Below are 18,051 nucleotides of genomic sequence, written 5' to 3'. Positions count from 1 at the left end.
TTAAATATTAACCATACCGCCATCGATAATAATATCAGTTCCCAACAAAAACTTAGATTCATCTGACGCGAGGAAAACGGCTATATCTGCGACATCCGCCGGGGTTCCTAGATGTCCAGTTGGAATCATCGCGCTCACTTCCTGATATACACGTTGGGTATTGTTTATCCCTAGCTTGTCGAATGCCGGAGTCATGATGGGGCCGGGGCTAATACTATTAACCCGAATCTGACGATCGACAAATTCCGCAGCCAAAGCACGTCCCATCGCTAATAAAGCCCCCTTGCTTGCTGAATAAGTCGCACTTGTGCCACTTTTACCAATATGACCACTGACTGAACCGGATAAAATGACGGAAGATGGTCTCGCAAGAAGAGGGAGCAGAGATTGTAAGAGGAAAAACGGCCCTTTTAAATTAATTGACATCAGGCGATCAAAACCCTCTTCACTTTCTTCTTCTAATTTATGACTCGTCACAATTCCGGCATTCAGGAACAGAGCATCAATCTGCGGCCAGCGCTCTTTAATTGTATCCCTTAAGATTACTTGTGATGCTAAAGATCCTGCGTCACTGGGTATAACCCAAACATCCTTGCCAAAGAATCTCTGGGCAAAATCTAATGTCTCTGGATTGTTTCCAGTAATTGCAACATAAGCTCCTTCAGCATGAAATTTTTTTGCCGTTTCGAAACCAATACCGGTTGTTCCTCCGGTAATTAATGTATATTTCCCCGATAGTCTAAACATGATTGCTTCATTCCTCTTAATGGAATAGGTTTTTAATTGATGTATATCCTGCTAAATTTAAAGTTCTTCACGAACGGCAAGGCCCAGGTTTTGCAACATCGGTGCATTCTCACATGCAATATAAAGAGCATCATCAGTGGCATTGCTATTTGTATGTTGATGCCATGCCCATACAGGCACATATATCGCGTCACCGGCTTTCCATGAAATACGTTGCTCGCCAATTAATGAATATCCCTCGCCATTCACGATATAGATTATTGTTTCATAGCTATGTCGGTGTTTACGTGTGGATTCTCCAGGTTGCAGTCCTCCTAATGTCATACTCAAAACTTTACTGGGTAAATTAACCATAGCCACTTTATGACGTCTTTCATTTGAGAAATTCAAATCTTGGCTAATATCTGAATTTAATACATTTTCATGAATCAATTGTGTTGGTTTATCTTCAATTAATTCACCTGGAACTTTATTAAAATCTCCAGAGGAGAAATAACTCTTTTTCACCATAATTACCTCTAATGTCGCTTCTTATCCCAAAAATTACATTTTTTACTATTTTGAGATAACGTTAAAAACACTTTATTTTAAAAGTAACTTAGCCATATTTTCCGCCAAGCGTTTATCATGTTCTCTATTATCCCGGCAATACCATGCGATATGTCCATCAGGTCTGACAAGAACACAGGAATTTTCATCAAAATGACAACGGCCATAAAAATCACCATAAATATCATCAATTTCCTCGCCAGGACCAATAATATATGCATTTATTTTGCAATCATGTTCTTGGTTATATTTTTCTACTGCCGAAATCCATTTCTTCCCCGCTATTCCGGTGAACAGTGAAAATTTCCCATGACCAACCAAATTAATTGAGGATATAATTTTCCCCTTTTGGCTTAACCAAACATGTGGAATTCGTGCGCCAGGTATAAATGTAGAGTGATACATGAAAAATAGATCGTCACTTTTTTCTTCTTCGTTGGAAACTTTTTCATTTAAAATAGCTGCCGATCTATAGCATTGATTTAACTCAGCTCCGTGTCCATTAAGCTCATAATTCTTCAATCTTAATGCTTTATAAAATCTATTCCTTCTCGCTATACCAATATCATCATTAGAAGAAAGAAATTCTGCGGTAGAAATGGTAGGTTTATCCAACCCCAATGAAAGACTCAGTTCTTGGCTTTCACTTATACTTTGCATTGCCCGGGCAACAACTGCTTTTCCTACTGGAACTCTCTCTTGACTATAAGTTTCTAACAATTCCTGTCCTGCATAGTGTTTGAGAACATAGGCAAGTTTCCAACATAAATTATAAGAATCTTGAATAGAGGTATTAGATCCCAACCCATTATTTGGTGGATGCCGATGAACAGCATCGCCGACACAAAATATTCGCTGATTAGAATACTCCTCTGCATACATATTATTTACCGTCCAGGTCGATATTGACTTAATATCTATATCCACATCATAATCACCGATAAGTTTTTTAAGAATATTGACCGCATCGTTCTTTGTAATTATGGGCGGTGGTTTAGCGATGTCGTAATTCCACACCCCCAACCACTCTTTCCACGGACGCACCATCCTTAATGCACCCAAGCCAATGCCACCAGAAATAGCCTCGTTATTGAAAATGAGAAATAACGCTCCGGGCCGATGAGAAACTAAAGCAGATAGATCAGCGTCAAAGAAAATATTTATACAGCCAGCAAGATTCAATTCGCCTTTCATAGGTAATTGTGCATCGGAGCAAACTTTACTTCTGGCGCCGTCAGCGCCAATAAGATATTTAGCCCGTATTTGATACTCTCTCTTTTCTAAACGATCAAAAGCCGTTACCGTAATCCCCTGTTTATCTTGTGTGGCCTGTATATATTCTGACGAAAATTTAACATGTGCTCCATTTTTAATAGCACGGCCAATCAATATCGGCTCAAGGTAAGTTTGCGGTATATCACAGATACTAAATGGACTCGCTATTTTATAGTCACTTAAACGTTCTGGATGCGCTCCCCATGATTTTATTCTCGCAATTTCGTTTCCTGCTAACGTCTCGCAGAATATACTATTACCCATCACCTCATTTAGTACCGAACTCGCCATTAATTCATCACCAACACCAAACTCCGATAATATTTCTATTGTCCTCTGATTTGTTATATGCGCACGAGGTGTATTAGCCAACCACCGATGTTTAGTGATGACTATGGTATTAATCCCATAAGTACTCAGAAACAAAGCTGCTGCGGAGCCGGAAGGACCGCTACCGACGATAAGAACATCTGTCTCAATCATAATATTGTGTTCCGTATTAAGTTCATGTTAATACCCATATCTCCGGAAAATCATCTCTTACTTACCTATAATTTTATCCAGTATTGAACCTATATTGTTCGGCACCTCATCGCCTTTCCAGGCAATATATTGGTCGGGACGTACCAAAAGGAGCCTTGCTTGGTACAATTGCCAAGCATCACTACCGGAAAGATCAATAATCTTGATCGGAATTTTACGTTGATATGCCTGATCTAATAGTTCGGATACTGCTGGAAAATAAGCCCCTACCCGAAGTAAGCTAAATCCAGTGCCTAAAATATCGAATAGCGATATTCTTGTTCCAGGAGCCGGTGTGAGCCACAGGTGCGGTAATCGGCCTCCTGGCACATGACTTGGTTGATAATGAATAAAGTCATCATCCGGTATTGGCGCGCTATTAATAATATGAGGAGAATGATCATATCTGGCGCCGAGTTCAACACCGACAGAAGAAAATTGACTGCGGAATGTACTCAGCTCAATCCCCATTTTTTTACGGGCCAAATTTCCTGCGGAATCTGCATTTTCTAGATTTGCCGGTATAGATAATGATGAAACCCGCTGCGTTAAAAAACGTGCGGCAGCGGTATTTCTCAATGCAATTGGACGGCGCTCGCTTTCATAAGAATCCATTAACGCATTACCCGCCCAACCCTTGAGAGACGCAGCAATTTTCCAGGCTAAATTGCTTGTATCATCGATTCCAGTATTCATGCCAAAACCGCCGGTAGGAGAAAATAGATGAGCGGAATCGCCCGCTAAATATATTTTGCCATCAGAAAATCTTTCAGCGACCAGCGCAACGCCGCCTTTCCATACCGAATGACTCAGAACGGATACTTCAATATCTGAGCCTATTCCTGCCTGAGCGATGCGAATTAATTCCGACTCATTGATAACCTTTCCGTGTTCACTCTGAGTCATAAGTAAAAAATCATCTTTGCCATCCAGGCTGATAAATAACATTCTCAACAGGGGGGAGATAATATTGTACATCCAAGATTTTTGGTCTTTTAATATCCCTTGGTGAAGCTGAGGGATACGGATATAACTGGATATCATGCCGCCAGTCAGAAAACCTATTTTGGCTTCAACCGTTCCTTCATATGTAATACCAAGCTTGGAACGAACAAAACTTTGTCCGCCATCGCAGCCAATCATATAGCTGGCGTGCCAGACCTCATCGGAATATTTTCCCTTAATACACTCCGCATAAAGTTTTACTTGCTCTTTAAACTGGATAAAATTTTTAACGCGCCAGCCATATCTCATGGTGATATTGGGACGACTACGGGCATGCTGTAGTAAAAACCTTTCAACATACATTTGGTTGACCCGCATCAATGGCTCTGGAACCGGATCGGTCGAAACAGCATGTTTGAGTCTGGATATTTTCTGCATTCCCGACGGCATATTGATACGGGCGAGTTCCCATCCATTAAGCCGGGTAAAATATGATATATCCAGAGGAAACTCTTTTGGTAATCCTAATGCCCGAATAGACTGAGATATCCCTAGGCGACGATAATGTTCCATTGTGCGAGCATTGTGGGTATTACCCTTAGGGTGCCATCGAGTTTCCTCGTCCAAATTAAAAATAACGGAACGAATACCGTATAAATCCAAAAATAAAGCCAGCATTAAGCCAACGGGTCCGCCGCCGACGATGGCTACTGGTGATTCATTTTCTAAAGTCAAAATTAACCCTCCTTAACCATGACCCGTGGCAATAAACCGCTTAGATTAAAGATGTCAGTTGGAAGATTTTATATATCTGGGCATTTTCACCTTTTCCTTCTTCCTCATATAAAACAAAATAGTGGTAGCCATGCTCCGAGAGTAACTCACTAAATGCGGCTTCATTGCCCTGGCTGCTAAACCCGATGAGTATCTTCCCCTGAGGGTTAAGATACTTTCTTGCATCCTGAAGGAAACGTTTATGAGTTATATACCCCGGATCGTAAAATGCGTGATAAATTTCTTCTTTAAAAGTATAATTTTCAGGAACAAATAAAAAATTAGAGTTCCAGAAAATAATATCAAAACTTTCACCGTCTTTTAATATGTCAAATAAATCACCATGCCTGACAGAAATTAAATTATTTACCCGATGCCGAGTCACATTAAATAAGGTGTTTTTCACTGCCTCCTCATTAATATCAGAAGCAACAACGGGATAACACCCTTCCAGCGCTGCGGTAATAGCGGTCACTCCTGCACCACAGCCTAATTCCAAAAAAGAGCTATTTCGCACATAAGGAATATGCCGGGTAAAAATACCGGTGGACTGGAAATGAGTGGGAGGGAACACATTTTTATGAATGTTAAATCGCCTTCCCATACATTCAAACTCAGAAATACCGGAGGATTCAGCAAGAATCAGTTTTTGTTTTATAGTGTCGATAACCGGTTTTTCATAAAGATCTTCATTCACTGTAATTTACCTTCTCTATTATTAATTAGTGGGTATATGGCGAGTGATTTTTAAAATTCCATTTGGAATTTCTTTACTTGTTTCATATTCCTCAAGAATTTTAGGCAGAAGATCCCTTAATCTGCGTTTCAAAACCTTACCGGTTACGCCAATAGGGATTTGATCGAAACTGTTAACAACAATAACAATATATTCTCCAATGGAGTTCTCGATTCCATTCTTTTCCTGCATGAGCTGAAGAGTTTTTTCTGCAACAGTATCGACATCCTCAGTTAATTTCTTACTCAATAGAATCAAGGCAACTAATGTTATTTTTCCATTTTCAGCACGAGGGAAATTCAATCCTATAATTGTTGCATCATATACACTTTCGATTGTTTGTATCATCTCTTCCAGTTGAAGGGTATACAACGAGCCGTCAGGGGTATGAACAACATCAACTACACGATCAATTTGATAAAAAACATTGTCTTTGCAATATCCGACATCTCCGGTTAAGAAATATCCATTTCGCCATGCATCAGCGGTTTTTTGGTTCTGTTTCCAATAGCCAGAAGTAATTGTTGGTGAACACACCGCGAGCGCTCCGACACTTCCTGGCGACACTTCATCACCAGAAGCCATGTCCACTATTTTGGCTGTAACGATATCAACAGGACGTCCAATTGAACGAGACGGTGCAATTCGATCAACCGTGGATACGCTTTGAAACAGAGCCATACCAAGTTCCGAACTGCCAAACGCATCGATAAAACGCGCCCCCGGCGAACCGACCAGTAAACGGCTAATGTGGCTTTGATGGGCCGCATCACCCATGCTAAACCAGCGTCGTATTGACGGGAATTCCGCATACGATACTTCGTGTTCCAGCAAAGAAACGTAGCTTTTGGGGAAGGCAACCACCATTGTAGGCGAAAAATCTTTTATTGCTTTTCTTACCGGTTCACCTTCCTGGCTACTGAGTACATAAGTTGGGAGACCATGTAATATAGCTGTTTCAAGGTGACTAATAGCAGAGGAGTGAGACTGCGGCAAAACAGTCAGCAAACGTTCGTCTGGTGATTCGATAAAACGTCCAAGCCTTGCACGTTTTCCCATAAAGAATTGCCGGTGTTCAAATTTTACCGCTTTAGGAACGCCTGTCGTACCAGAAGTATGACTCAACATTAGTAATGTTGTATCCACGGGAATATACGGCCACCAGGAGGGCAAGTTATATTCCACCTCGGTATTGAAATTTGAAACATTGAGAATTTTACATATATCACCGGCATTCCGTAAACTCTTTATCAGTGAATTATGATTAACAGAAAATTCATCGGTGACGAGTTTATTAAAACCGTTCTCTTTGATATAAGGGATGCCAATATCCGACGGCATCGCCGGATTAATTAACGCAATTGTGGCGCCAATACTTGTGATTGCCATGTAATGCAGAAATGGGCCTATTCCATCTTGCACACAAACAGCAACGACATCCCCGGTTTTAATCCCATTAGCCAAATACCAACCCGCCAGTTCACGCCTAATACTTGCCAAGGTATCCAGGCTGAATTGTTGGATATTACGTTGGCTGGCAATGGTGATAGGTTTATCTGTAAAAATAAAATCCACCGTTGGGGTACTACTTAGCGATAAACAGCGGTCAAGAAAATTACCGCTACCTAACATGTTATCATTACGCAAACAGGCTAAATCACGTTCAGATAAAAGGGTCGTTACATTCGGAGCTATCCCGACACTACTTTGATATATCTCATTTAGCATCGCCATCCGAGAATGTATTACTTCTGCACCAAAAGCCATCACTTCTGCCTTGCCGTGAGGATTTCCTGCAATCATGCGATCAATAATTTTCCTCATCACTATGGCATGTTCTTCATCCTCCTCAACATGGATTTTGAAGAAATGCAATGCGTCATCAGGCGCTTTCATTGCTCGCAATGCATCTAAAACCGGACCATAAATCAAAGGCACGATCGCCTCAGCACCCAAGCACAGCGCAGCGAGTCCCCTTAAAGAATTATCACTTCGGCAGTGCTCAAACATAATATTAATCAATTGCTGAGTACTTTTAAGAATCGGATAACTTTTAGGAACCGCATTAATTGCCGCCATTGCCTTTTTATATAACTCTACGTGAGATATCTTTGCAGCATCGGTTCCTGTTAGCTCTTCCAGCAAATTATGCGAAAGAAGCGTAAAATCATTTTGATCGACTAAATTTCCCATCAACGAGCACAGATATCGAGTGAAATATTGTGAATAGTACTGGTGCTGGATCATGAACTTTCTTAGTAAATCTTGGCTAGCTTTCCCAGAGCGGCAAGTCACCAAAAATACATTGGTATTAATTTCTTCTAATAGCTCTTTAGAAAAAATGTCTTCCCATAATGGTGATAAAGAATAACCTGTCTCTTTTTTAGGTTCGTTTTGAGTATTAATAGCGAGTTCCATGATAAACCCTTTTAGTCATATTCAACTGCGTGAAATCTATGATATCAAGCCAAAGATATTGATTCTGAATTTATACATTCATATAAATGGTGAAGCAGGGATTGTGGGTTGAGATTTTGAAAAATATTTCTACCAACACATAATCCGCAAGCTCCAGACGAAATAGCCGCTTTGGTATTATTAATTAGTATTTCGTCAGATGTTTTTTCTCCCCCGGCGAAGAAAATTTTAATATCAGAACCATGAAGTTCCACGATTTCTGCAATAGCGGATTCTGAGTCAGGAAAACCTATTTTTATTACATCAGATCCCAGTTCGGTGACAATCCTGATAAGATGGTGAAGCCTTTCCATCTTTATTTCTGACGATTCGGAAACAACTTTATCATATAGCATTGTGAGTACAGGCAGCCCGACTTCATGCGCGATATCTGTGACAGAGCCTAATATAGATAAATTGTGTTCGAAATTTGTTTCAGTGAAATTTACCTGTATAGAAACGGCATCCACACCAAGTTGAAGAGCGGCTTCTATACTCGCCACTAATATTTTCGTGTCCGGTGATTCTGATATCGATGGCATGCCGCTCATATGAAGAATAATACCTGTCGAAGGGCGCAACATTCCACGCAGAATCAGTTTTTCCAATACTCCTTTATGGGCCAGAACAGCGCTGACATAATTGCTATTGATCCACGATTCAACCGCATAAACACTTTGTAAACCAGAGATGGGCCCCATAGTTAATCCATGATCAATCGGCACTATTAATCCGCGGTTTGATTTGGGAAATAACAATCTGCTTTCTCTTAATTTTCTTCCGACGTATCCCATAATCATCACCTACTTTTCAATAATAGATTCATTAATCTTAATGCCAACATGACGACCAGGTTCGGTAATATAACCAAGCACCTTGTCTCCAGGTTTAAGTTCAGAGATGTTTAAAGGTTTTGCTTCGCTAGAGAAAATTCTCACATGCCAATCATCTTGCATCAAAACATTCACCCGTTTGTTCCCAGGGAACTCGGCTTCAATTAACCGAAGAGGGCGTTGCTCTATTTTGACGCGACCAACCGTTATATGCCGTACTTCACCCTTCGAATTAACCGCCATCACCGATGAGCCGGCTTTTAACTCGCTCATATAATCGGTTCGGTTATTAAAGTTATATACATAGGCGTGTATCGCTCCGGCATTAATACGGAATGGTCTCAGTTCCATATAAGGCAGAAAGAATACTTCCGGGCAGCACAACAGGGCGCCTTGGGAGGTACTGCCTACCAGCATGCCTTCGTTCTCGCTGAATAATGTGGATGTATCAATGCAAGCTCGATATCCCATACCGACAGGACGACTTTCTGTAATGATTCCGACTTGCAGTTGCAGTGATTCTTTTTTGTTATATGATAAACGATCGATAAAGTCGCTCATCACATCATGTTTATTGGGTGAGAAAATAACACCTTCAGCACCATATTCCATCACACCATAAGAGACTATTGCATCATCGACATCATCAGGATCGCTAATTTCTTTTAATAAAATAGTCCCGGTAGATTGTAACGATGCAATTACCAGCTCAAGAGGAATATTGGTTGGATCACGAAAAAGAATCCAAAGAAAATTGAATTCCATTCCTTCATTGATTGTTTTAAGCAGACTATCCTGATCATCAACATAACTTTCATAGCAAGTCGCAATAGACTCTGCTTTAAGTTTCTTCAAAGTGGCTATGTCATTGGCGCAAATACATTTATTTGAGTGGGTATCAGAAGATTTAAATAAAGCGAAATGTTCGCTCTCTTTAAATTTATTAAGCTCTTCAAGTGTTCTCACTTTCAGAACTATTTGCATTCTTTTAGGTATTGCATTAATGAAAGTTGAAATATTATTTGGATATAAAACTATACCACTATAAAGAGAATTTATCACCCTGATGAAAATAGTATCGTCTGGCCTCTGGGCTGACAATTTTGCCGTATCAAACCAAATGACTGGCCCATTTAAATCTTCACGCTTGGAATTATACTCTTTGCTTGGGCTGCTTAATCTTATAGATGCCCTTTTGGCAATCATTTCAGATGTTTCAAAATTTTCAGACGCGATACTAACTGCCTCCTTTGGTACGCTAACGATATTTTTGCTCATATTAAAAATCCCCCGTAAAATATAAGATAATTTCTTCAATTGGTAATTTTTTTAATAAATAGTAATAAGTTGTTATCATATCTTCGGTTTTTTTCATGTCGATAAACACCCAAACTTTAAATTTTTATTTAATAATGTTAAAAAGGTGTGTAATTATATTCTCCTGAATATGTTATTTATTGTTTTTCCAATGTGGGAAAATGTGTAGAAAAGTTTCACTCTGTGTTTAAGGGGATATAAATAGTGTCGGCATTTCTCCTGATGATCTGACGATAAAAGAAAGTTTCTCAAATTACATAATAATTAACATTTAGTGATTTTATTATTAATATCAATTGTTTTTTCTATTTATTTTCACCGTGGGATTTTACTTTACCCAATAAAATAAACACTAACATTGCGGTAATCGCTGCCGCTACTGCAAGTGCAATGAATTGATATCGAAATGCTTCTTCGTATACTTTATGGAGCAATGACTTATCTAATGAAGGGAAAATGGTAACAGCATTACTTAAATCGCTCATTGCAAGCCGTGTGGATATTTCAGATAAAATATCAGCCGGAATATTGCTTAATGTACTTAAACCCGAAGATATATGAGCAGAGAGAATCGCGCCCACCACCGCTAAGGCGATACCATCTCCCGCTAAACGGACAGCATTGAAAATCCCAGTCGCCATACCCGCTCGCTCTTTAGGTACGACACTCACCGCCAAACCGTCCATCAATCCCCAAGGCAAGCCAATCCCGATGCCGATAACCAACATTGGCCATAATCTTTCCGCCGTTGTATCGCCAGAAATCCCATAACCTAGCCAGAATAGGCCGCCAGCAGCGATGATAAGCCCTATACCTGAAATGACGCCGACGTTAATCCAGCGAGCTAATTGACCGGCAATAAAGGGGACTATTAGCAAGGGCGCGGACAAGGTAATCATCATTTGACCTGCTTCGAATGCGCTGTATCCTTCGACGCCAATAAAACGTGCCGGCAATATAACGAGCAAGACAACATAAGCATACGCTGGCGCGATGGCGAGCAGTTGCACACCGACAAAGCGCGCATTGGCAAATAACGAGAGATCTAACATGGGCCTTGAACGTTGTCGTTCAATAATAATAAATATGATGAAAATAATAATGGAACAGATCAGTGTCGCAAGCACCGTACTGTCTCCCCATCCTTTTTCAGGAGCCAGAATGATCCCATAGGTGAAAGCAGCTAAAGATGAGGTAAATGTTATTGCGCCGGGCCAATCCAGCCCTTCTGCGTCGGGATCGCGTGTTTCTCGTGCATAAATACTCACCAATATACTGGCAACTAATGCCACCAAAGCAGGCAGCCAAAAAACCCAAGGCCATCCTAACGAATCAATAAGCAGCCCGGCCAAAAAAGGACCAAAAGCTGCTCCGGCCCCAAATGTTGTGCCAATCAGGCTGAAAATGCGTGTACGTTGATGACCCTCAAATTCCTGAGTCAACGCGGCCATTGAACCGGCAAAGGCTGCTGCTGCACCCAACCCCTGTATGAGCCGTAAAATATCAACCCAAAACACGGACGGCATATAAGGTATCGCCGCAGTAACAACAGCAAAGAGAAATAAACCGAATAGCCAGAGTCTCTTGCGCCCATGAGTATCGGCTAAGCTACCGGCAGCCATTGTCGCACTGCCATAAGTAAGAATATAAGCGTTAATGACCCAACTCAGTTCTACCGCACTTCCACCAAGCGCTTTGTTGATCGAAGGCACCACGACGGCAGGTCCTGCAATGCTCAAAGGAATCACCGCGGCGGTAAGACAGGCAGTCAAGACCAGCGGCCCTTTATTTTCGCTTGATCCAATATTTACTTGAGATTTCATCACCATTTCGATTTTTTGCCCTGAGTACGTATGGCTTGTCGCTGTATAGCAGCTAGAGCAAGATGTATTTTATTTCATACTACAGATTCACTAATGGCAGATAAATAGGACTATAATCATTTCTGAAGTGACTATTTTGTCATTAATCGTGATCTAAAAAAGCCCAGGAAATCCAGATGAATAGTTTGAGTAGGTTCATGATTTTCATTCGTGTAGCCGAAGCTCGTAGCTTCACTGCTGTAGCCAATCAACTTGGGCTATCCCCTTCGTCCATCAGTAAAAGCATCTCCCGGTTAGAAGATAAATTGGGGGTACGTCTGCTCCAACGTAGTACTCGCAGCGTCAGTTTAACGACAGAAGGCATTTTATTCCTTGAACGTTGCAAACGTATCTTGGATGAAATCACCTCGGCCGAAAATGAATTATTGAGTTCTATCTCTGCACCTCAAGGCCGTTTACGGGTGAGCCTGCCACTCGTCAGCAGCCTGATGCTGCCCGTATTGTCAGCCTTTACTATGCGTTATCCACAGATAGAATTGGATTTGGACTTTAGTGATCGACTCGTTGATGTCATTGATGAAGGGTTTGATGCTGTGGTGCGAACAGGAGAGCTCAATGATTCACGATTGATGAACAAACGTATCGGATCTAGCCGTTTTTTATATGTTGGCGCTCCCAGTTACTTTGCACAATATGGTAAGCCATCACAACCTAAAGACTTACTCCATCACGCCTGCTTGATGCACCGGTTTCCAACAACCAATCTTTTGGAGAAATGGCCGCTATGCTTAGGAGAATCTGGAGGGGATATACATCTTCAAGCAAAGATGACCTGCAATCATGTTGAAACACTACTTTACATGACACTGCAAGGTCACGGCATTGCCTGTTTGCCTGATTTTACCGTTAAGCAAGCATTAGCTAACGGTACATTGTTAACCGTGTTGGATAAATGGTCTGATACTTCGAGTACTTTCCGTGTCCTATGGCCATCTAACCGTTGGGTACTCCCCAAAGTCAAAGCTTTTGTCGATTTCATGGTAGATAACTTATTCCCACAGGAGCGATAGGAATATTGATCAAAAAATTAATCCATTAAATTAAATCGCCTTTAATCTCGCTCGATAATTTACTCAAAAAGTCAACCAAATATTGGGCATTCGATTGTGCGATCCTCTTGCCCTCTGTGGTGTTCATCTTTTCAGGGAGTTTTAATAATTTTGTCTGAAAATGATCGATTGCATAGGATTTATCATCCAACGGGCGATTAAGCGCAAAGGGATCATCATGGTGAAAAAGCCCGTGGCCGAGCATACCGGCTATGTAAAATACTCTAGCGATCCCGATGGCTCCTAACGCATCTAATCGGTCTGCATCTTGGAGTATCTTTGCTTCTATTGTTTCTGGAGTTAAGGCTGCGCTATAGCTGTGGGTTAGAATGGCATGTTTTACCGCATCATAAAGTTCTTTTGGGAACTCTGGAAATTCAATAGATAGAATTTTTACGGCTTCCTGTGCTGCAAGCTTTGAGGACTGTTTTTTCTCTGGATGATTCTTTGGTAATGACACGATGTCATGTAAGTAACTTGAGGCAATGATGATTAAAGGCTCACCTCCTTCTTTCTCCATGATTCTTTTCGCATTATTTGCGACACGGATCAGATGCCCAATATCATGAGCATTATCATTAGAGTTTGCGAGTCGATATTTTAAAAACGCTCTTAAGCGCTCTTCTAGCATATTGGCTTTCATTATTTTCACTTACTCAAAGATACAATGTGTTATCTGTCTTCTGTCTTCTGTCTTCTGTCTTCTATCCTTTAATTGCGCTTACCTGATAATTATTCCTTAATTGTCGATTATTTTGCCATTTCGAGATTAGATTATTCATTGCAGATTATTTTTGTAATTTGTGTGATTTGCATCACATTTATAATTTTTTTATCGCTTTTTTCAGCAGATATTTGTGATGTCAATAGCTTGTTCATTCCGATGACTGAGTATAATCAGCGCCGATTCATCGTCAGTGAATGATTTACGTTCAACTGGCATATTTAATTTATTATTAAGTGAACAGGGATTCTTCCAATGCAACTCCTTATGAGCCTGGTCGGGATGGCAGTGCTGATCTTGATCGCAGTACTCTTTTCCAGTAATTATCGTGCTATTAAACTTCGTACTGTCCTTGGCGCCTTTTTGATTCAGGTCGCTATCGGTGCTTTCGTACTTTATGTTCCCGCAGGTAAGAAGATATTAATGGGGATGTCTGAGGGAGTTTCCAGTGTTATCCAGTATGGTCAGAAAGGAATGGATTTTATTTTTGGTGGATTAGTTTCCCCCAAAATGTTTGAACTGTTTGGGGGCGGGGGATTCGTTTTCGCCCTGCGCGTACTGCCTATTATTGTTTTCTTCTCTTCATTGATCGCTGTGTTGTACTACATTGGCGTTATGCAGCTAGTTATCAAAATATTGGGTGGTGGTCTGCAAAAAATTCTCGGCACTTCACGTACAGAATCTTTGTCTGCGACAGCGAATATTTTCGTGGGCCAAACTGAGGCGCCGCTGGTTGTTCGCCCTTATATTGCGACCATGACTCAATCTGAACTGTTTGCGGTAATGTGTGGTGGTCTGGCATCCGTTGCGGGTTCGGTACTGGCGGGTTATGCATCAATGGGTGTTCCTTTGGAATATCTGATTGCGGCTTCCTTTATGGCGGCGCCAGGCGGCCTGCTGTTCGCTAAATTGATGGTGCCTGAAACTGAAAAAACATCTGACACCGTTGATGCAATGTCACTGGTTTCGGCAGAGGAACGTCCTGCTAACATCATTGATGCAGCCGCTTCTGGCGCCGCTTCTGGTATGCAATTGGCATTGAATGTCGGTGCAATGTTGTTGGCGTTTGTGGCCCTGATTGCATTGTTAAATGGTATTCTCGGTGGTATCGGTGGTTTGTTTAAATATCCACAACTTTCTCTTGAACTGATGTTGGGTTGGATTTGTGCGCCGATTGCTTACCTGATTGGTGTTCCGTGGAATGAAGCAACCGTTGCGGGTTCTTTCATCGGTCAAAAACTGGTTGTGAACGAATTTGTTGCCTTTATGAATTTCGGTGAGTATTTGAAACCGGATGATGTGGTTGCGGCTGCTGGCTTGCAGGTGCTGTCAGATCACACCAAAGCGATTATCTCCTTCGCATTGTGCGGCTTCGCTAACCTTTCTTCCGTTGCTATCCTGCTAGGCGGTCTGGGCGGTATGGCGCCGAACCGCCGCGGAGATGTTGCTCGTTTGGGGATGAAAGCCATTATAGCGGGCACATTATCTAACTTAATGAGTGCAACTATCGCAGGCTTCTTCCTGGCTCTGTAACGTTGTTGAAATTAGGCAGGTGGGATAATCCCGCCTGCAATCTATTTTCCTACCGGTTTATCTTTAATTCGTGATGAAAAAGCCGCGCCTTCATACTCTTTGTTTATTGGACGTGAGTTATATTTTTTGTCGTGTATTATTTGATAATAAGTAAGTTGGATTTGCCGGTAAATCCCATGATAAATATAGTTTTATGTGATAAAAATCACATTTGAAATTATTATCTTGCAAATTACATGTAATTAGTGTGATTGTTAGCACAATTTTTTGAACGTTGAAATGTTCAAATATAAGATATGCCAAATTTCAAGGATCAAGGCGAGGCTCGCATTAAGGACCATAAGCCGAAGAGAGCATAGTGCGGTGAAAAGGAGTTCAATCGTCGCTGTAGATACCATCGCGACATCTTTAGGGAACCAAGTCCGCTCGCCAACAAACAATCGTTTAACAGCATGTGTGGCTCTAGCAGAAGCTAGCCGCGATAAGAACGTTGGAGAGTTTTATGACCGATTTAACCGCAGCAGCGCAGCGTGCGCTAAGTTTGATGGATTTAACGACACTCAATGATAATGATACCGATGAAAAAGTGACGGCGCTTTGTCATCAGGCGAAAAGCCCGGCGGGTAATACTGCGGCTATCTGTATCTACCCTCGTTTTATTCCTTTGGCACGTAAGGTATTACGCGAACAGGGCACACCTGAAATCCGTATTGCAACAGTAACAAACTTCCCACATGGTAATGACGATATTGATATCGCTTTAGCCGAAACTCGTGCTGCTATCGCTTATGGCGCTAATGAGGTTGACGTGGTTTTTCCATACCGTGCATTGATAGCCGGTAATGAACAAGTCGGTTTTGACATGGTAAAAGCGTGTAAAGCCGCCTGCACAGAAGCGGGTGTGCTGCTAAAAGTTATTATTGAAACCGGTGAACTGAAAGAAGCATCTCTGATCCGTAAGGCATCTGAAATTTCAATCAACGCGGGTGCTGATTTTATCAAAACCTCTACAGGTAAAGTGCCGGTTAACGCCACACTGGCAAGTGCTGAAATCATGATGAAGGTGATTCATGAGATGGGAGTGGGTGAAACAGTTGGTTTCAAACCGGCTGGTGGCGTGCGTACCGCGGAAGAGGCAGCACAATATCTGGCATTAGCTGGTCATATCATGGGTGACAAATGGGCTGATGCCCGTCATTTTCGTTTTGGGGCTTCCAGCTTGTTGGGCAGTTTGCTAACCACTCTGGGGCATCAGAATCAAGAGCAAAGCAGCAATTACTGAGAGTCAGGCACTGTATCAGTTACTGTATAACTGTCGAATTTTTCCCGATTTTAATCATGATTAGGAGAATGCTTTGTTTTTGGCACAGGAAATTATCCGTAAAAAGCGTGATGGGTATCCACTGAGTGAAGAAGAGATCCGCTTCTTCATCAATGGCGTGCGTGACAATACCGTTTCCGAAGGACAAATTGCTGCGCTGGCGATGGTTATTCACTTCCGGGATATGGTGATGGAAGAACGTGTCGCCCTGGCGCTGGCTATGCGTGACTCCGGTACCGTGTTGAACTGGCAAAGCCTGAATCTGAACGGCCCGATGGTGGATAAACACTCAACCGGCGGCGTTGGTGATGTGACTTCCTTGATGCTTGGCCCGATGGCGGCGGCTTGCGGCGGTTATGTTCCGATGATTTCCGGTCGTGGTTTAGGTCATACCGGGGGGACGCTGGACAAGCTGGAAGCGATTCCGGGGTTTGATATTTTTCCTGATGAGCAGCGTTTCCGTGACATTATTCAGGATGTTGGCGTGGCGATTATTGGTCAGACCGATTCGCTGGCGCCGGCAGACAAACGCTTCTATGCAACCCGCGATATTACCGCGACGGTGGATTCTATTCCCTTGATCACCGCCTCTATCCTTGGCAAAAAACTGGCTGAGGGGCTGGACGCATTGGTAATGGATGTCAAAGTTGGCTCTGGTGCGTTTATGTCAACGTATGAAGCGTCACAGCAACTGGCGGAATCAATTGTTAGCGTGGCTAATGGAGCGGGTTGTAAAACGACTGCGTTGTTGACGGATATGAATCAAGTTCTGGCATCCAGTGCGGGTAATGCGCTTGAAGTTCGTGAAGCTGTTCGCTTTCTGACGGGTGAAAATCGTAATCCACGTTTACTCGAAGTGACAATGGCGCTGGGTGTTGAAATGTTGGTATCCGGCCATTTGGCGACAGACCGTGAAGACGCTCACAATAAACTCCAGTCTGTCTTAGATAACGGTAAAGCAGCCGAAATCTTTGGTCGCATGGTCGCTGCACAACAAGGCCCGACCGATTTCGTCGAGCGTTATGACAGTTACTTGCCAACCGCTGTTTTCAGCAAACCTATATTGGCTGAACAACATGGATTTATTACACATATGGATACCCGTGCTTTAGGCATGTCTGTCGTTTCCCTTGGTGGAGGTCGCCGTAAGGCAACAGATAGCATTGATTATAGTGTGGGGCTGAGCAATATCGTTGCTCTGGGTTCAGAAGTTAATATCGGTACACCCTTAGCTATTATTCATGCCAACAATGAGAATGAGTGGCAGGAAACGGCGGAGGCAGTACGTAAAGCTATCGTTCTGGGTACAGAAGCCAAACCAGCCACACCGATGGTTTATCGCCAAATTGGCGAATAATAACCATACTTATTATTAGATAATGGTGG

Annotated in this window: 14 protein-coding genes; 4 read left to right on the top strand and 10 right to left on the bottom strand. The window is 42.0% G+C overall.

Features of this window, described 5'->3' with window-relative positions:
* The 9 genes from EAE90_RS14000 to EAE90_RS13960 form a co-directional block, all read right to left on the bottom strand.
* The gene (locus tag EAE90_RS14000) at positions 1–747 is read right to left on the bottom strand and encodes an SDR family oxidoreductase (protein ID WP_214054006.1); all 747 of its coding nucleotides are present in this window, start codon (positions 745–747) and stop codon (positions 1–3) included.
* A 57-nt stretch (positions 748–804) separates the two neighbouring features.
* The gene (locus EAE90_RS13995; protein WP_246550742.1) at positions 805–1,257 is read right to left on the bottom strand and encodes a cupin domain-containing protein; all 453 of its coding nucleotides are present in this window, start codon (positions 1,255–1,257) and stop codon (positions 805–807) included.
* 72 nt (positions 1,258–1,329) lie between these two features.
* A complete protein-coding gene (locus tag EAE90_RS13990) occupies positions 1,330–3,054 on the bottom strand; it encodes an FAD-dependent oxidoreductase (protein WP_214054005.1) in 1,725 nt (574 codons plus the stop codon).
* A 57-nt stretch (positions 3,055–3,111) separates the two neighbouring features.
* Positions 3,112–4,773 (bottom strand): FAD-dependent oxidoreductase, encoded by a 1,662-nt coding sequence (locus tag EAE90_RS13985; RefSeq protein ID WP_214054004.1) that lies wholly within the window; start codon positions 4,771–4,773, stop codon positions 3,112–3,114.
* A 40-nt stretch (positions 4,774–4,813) separates the two neighbouring features.
* The gene (locus EAE90_RS13980) at positions 4,814–5,509 is read right to left on the bottom strand and encodes a methyltransferase domain-containing protein (RefSeq protein WP_214054003.1); all 696 of its coding nucleotides are present in this window, start codon (positions 5,507–5,509) and stop codon (positions 4,814–4,816) included.
* A gap of 21 nt (positions 5,510–5,530) precedes the next feature.
* Entirely contained in the window at positions 5,531–7,966 is a 2,436-nt protein-coding gene (locus EAE90_RS13975; RefSeq protein WP_214054002.1) for an AMP-binding protein, read from the bottom strand.
* Between the two features lie 44 nt (positions 7,967–8,010).
* Positions 8,011–8,799: a class I fructose-bisphosphate aldolase gene (locus tag EAE90_RS13970; RefSeq protein ID WP_281422344.1), complete on the bottom strand. Its 789-nt coding sequence runs from the start codon at positions 8,797–8,799 to the stop codon at positions 8,011–8,013.
* Between the two features lie 9 nt (positions 8,800–8,808).
* Positions 8,809–10,116 (bottom strand): 3-dehydroquinate synthase II domain-containing protein, encoded by a 1,308-nt coding sequence (locus EAE90_RS13965; RefSeq protein WP_214054000.1) that lies wholly within the window; start codon positions 10,114–10,116, stop codon positions 8,809–8,811.
* Between the two features lie 344 nt (positions 10,117–10,460).
* Positions 10,461–11,978, bottom strand: a complete 1,518-nt coding sequence (locus EAE90_RS13960) for an MFS transporter (RefSeq protein ID WP_246550740.1) — start codon at positions 11,976–11,978, stop codon at positions 10,461–10,463.
* A 176-nt stretch (positions 11,979–12,154) separates the two neighbouring features.
* Between EAE90_RS13960 and EAE90_RS13955 the strand changes: the two genes are divergently transcribed.
* Complete coding sequence (locus EAE90_RS13955) at positions 12,155–13,048, top strand: LysR family transcriptional regulator (RefSeq protein WP_214053998.1); 894 nt, start codon at positions 12,155–12,157, stop codon at positions 13,046–13,048.
* Positions 13,049–13,073: 25 nt separating this feature from the next.
* On the opposite strand, the gene EAE90_RS13950 is transcribed toward EAE90_RS13955, so the two are convergent.
* Positions 13,074–13,730 (bottom strand): phosphohydrolase, encoded by a 657-nt coding sequence (locus EAE90_RS13950; protein WP_214053997.1) that lies wholly within the window; start codon positions 13,728–13,730, stop codon positions 13,074–13,076.
* A 348-nt stretch (positions 13,731–14,078) separates the two neighbouring features.
* On the opposite strand from EAE90_RS13950, the gene EAE90_RS13945 reads away from it, so the two are divergent.
* The 3 genes from EAE90_RS13945 (at position 14,079) to deoA (ending at position 18,022) form a co-directional block, all read left to right on the top strand.
* Entirely contained in the window at positions 14,079–15,344 is a 1,266-nt protein-coding gene (locus tag EAE90_RS13945) for a NupC/NupG family nucleoside CNT transporter (protein ID WP_214054052.1), read from the top strand.
* A 502-nt stretch (positions 15,345–15,846) separates the two neighbouring features.
* Positions 15,847–16,626, top strand: coding sequence for a deoxyribose-phosphate aldolase (deoC, locus tag EAE90_RS13940; protein WP_214053996.1), 780 nt, complete (start codon positions 15,847–15,849; stop codon positions 16,624–16,626).
* A gap of 73 nt (positions 16,627–16,699) precedes the next feature.
* On the top strand, positions 16,700–18,022 hold the full coding sequence (gene deoA / locus EAE90_RS13935; protein ID WP_214053995.1) for a thymidine phosphorylase: 1,323 nt from the start codon (positions 16,700–16,702) through the stop codon (positions 18,020–18,022).
* Positions 18,023–18,051 lie beyond the last annotated feature (29 nt).

This window comes from Photorhabdus caribbeanensis (assembly GCF_018448885.1).
Classification (GTDB): Bacteria; Pseudomonadota; Gammaproteobacteria; order Enterobacterales; family Enterobacteriaceae; genus Photorhabdus; species Photorhabdus caribbeanensis.
This window is presented reverse-complemented; position numbering and strand designations above follow the sequence as displayed.